A 2,441-nucleotide genomic window follows, 5' to 3' on the forward strand; every position below is an offset into this window, starting at 1 on the left:
GAACTGCACCTGATCTCGGACGACGTCCGACTCGACGCCGCCGCCCTGACCCGCTACGTGGCCGAACACCGGCTCGACTTCCTCGACCTCACCCCCTCCTATCTGTCGGTCCTGGTGGCCGAAGGGCTGCTGGACGCCGAGCGCGAGCACGTCCCGGCGCTGGTGATGGCGGGCGGCGAGGCGGTGAGCACCGATCTGTGGGCCGAACTGCGTTCTGCGGAGCGGACGGTGAGCCTGAACTACTACGGGCCCACCGAGTGCACGGTGGACGCGGTGGCGGGTTCGCTGGCGGGGTCGTCGTCGCCGGTGATCGGGCGGCCGCTGGACAACACGCGGGGCTATGTCCTCGACGGTGGGTTGCGTTTGGTGCCGCCGGGTGTGCCGGGTGAGCTGTTCCTGGCCGGTGTGGGTCTGGCGCGCGGTTATCTGAACCGTGCCGGTCTGACGGCGGAGCGGTTCCTGCCGGATCCGTTCGGGGAGCCGGGTGGGCGGATGTACCGCACGGGTGACCTGGTGCGGTGGAACGCGGCCGGGGTGCTGGAGTACCTGGGGCGGGCCGACGACCAGGTGAAGATCCGTGGGTTCCGGATCGAGCTCGGTGAGATCGAGGCCGCGCTGTCGGGGCATCCGGCGGTGTCGCAGGCCGTGGTGGTGGTGCGTGAGGACCGGCCCGGCGACCAGCGGATCGTCGCCTACCTGGTGGCCGACCCGACCGTCGACCAGGTGGAGCTGCGGGCGCACGTCGCTGCCGCTGTGCCGGAGTACATGGTGCCGTCGGCGTTCGTGCTGCTGGAGGCGTTCCCGCTGACGGTGCACGGGAAGCTGGACCGGCGTGCGTTGCCGGCGCCGGATCTCGCGCTGGTGACGGCGGGCCGTGCGCCGCGGACCGGTCGGGAGCGGGTGCTGTGCGCGCTGTTCGCCGAGGTGCTCGGTCTGGACGGCGTCAGCATCGACGACAACTTCTTCTCCCTGGGCGGGCATTCGCTGCTGGTGACCCGGCTGGTCAGCCGGATCCGCGCCGAGCTCGGCGTGGAACTCCCGATCCGCGCCCTCTTCGAGGCCACCACGGTGGCCGCACTGGACGCCTGGATCACGACGACGGCCCGGAGCGCCCGAGCCGGGCTCACGGTCCGCGAGCGGCCCGACATCGTCCCGCTGTCGTTCGCGCAGCAGCGGCTGTGGTTCCTGAACCGCTTCGAGGGTCCCTCGTCGACGTACAACATCCCGATCGGGTTGCGGCTCTCGGGCCGGGTCGACGTGGGCGCGCTGCGGCTGGCGCTGCGGGATCTGGTCGAGCGGCACGAGAGCCTGCGGACGGTGTTCCCGGAGGCCGACGGCGTCCCGTTCCAGCGTGTCGTACCGCCGGCGGAGGTCGGTGACCTGCTGGAGCTGGTCTCCGGTGCCGACCCGGAGTCGGTGGCCGCCGCCGCCGAGCACAGCTTCGACGTGACATCCGAACTGCCGTTTCGGGCGTGGCTGTTCGAGGTCGACGCCGAGGAGTCGGTGCTGCTGATCGTGCTGCACCACATCGCCGCCGACGGCTGGTCGATGCTCCCGCTGGCTCGCGACCTTCGCACGGCGTACAGCGCCCGTGTGACGGGCCGGGCACCCGAGTGGGACGGCCTGCCGGTGCAGTACGTGGACTACACGCTGTGGCAGCGGGAGTTGTTGGGTGAGGAGTCCGACCCGGACAGCCTGATCTCCGCCCAGCTCGACTTCTGGCGCGCGACCCTGGCCGACCTGCCCGAACTGCTGGCCCTTCCCACCGACCGCACCAGGCCGACCGAGGCCGCCCACCACGGCGAGGTCGTCGAGTTCACGCTCGGCGCCGAGCTCAACGCGGCCCTGAACGCCTTCGCCCGGGAGTGCGGGGCGACGGTGTTCATGGTGGTGCAGGCGGCGGTGGCGGCGCTGCTGTCCCGGTTGGGCGCGGGATCCGACATCCCGCTCGGGACGCCGATCGCGGGCCGCACCGACGTGGCCGTCGACGACCTGGTCGGCTTCTTCGTGAACACGTTGGTGCTGCGGACGGACGTGTCGGGTGATCCGACGTTCCGGGAGCTGGTCGGGCGTGCCCGCGATGTGGACCTGGCGGCGTTCGCGCACCAGGACGTGCCGTTCGAGCGGCTGGTCGAGGTGCTCAACCCGGTCCGTTCGATGGCCTGGCACCCGCTGTTCCAGGTGATGATCGCCTTCAACGACACCGGTGCCGGCGACGCCCTAGACCTGCCGGGCCTCACCGCCGAACCGGTCGTCGCCGACGGCCGGACCGCCAAGTTCGACCTCGCCTTCGCCTTCGGTGGGTCGGTCGACGGTGATCAGCACGGCGAGCTTCCGGCATCCGTGGAGTACGCCTCGGAGCTGTTCGACCGTTCGACGGTCGAGGTGTTGGTGGCGCGGTTGGTGCGGTTCCTGGAGGTGGTGTCGGCTGATCCGGAGGT

General features: G+C 71.1%; 1 protein-coding gene. It reads left to right on the top strand.

All coding sequences use genetic code 11. The annotated features are described in order from the left end of the window. The coding region (locus tag ACIOFR_RS42060) for a condensation domain-containing protein (protein ID WP_401006094.1) at positions 1–2,441 on the top strand (2,441 nt) is incomplete at both ends.

The sequence above is a fragment of the Kitasatospora sp. NPDC088346 genome, assembly GCF_044740765.1.
GTDB lineage: Bacteria > Actinomycetota > Actinomycetes > Streptomycetales > Streptomycetaceae > Kitasatospora.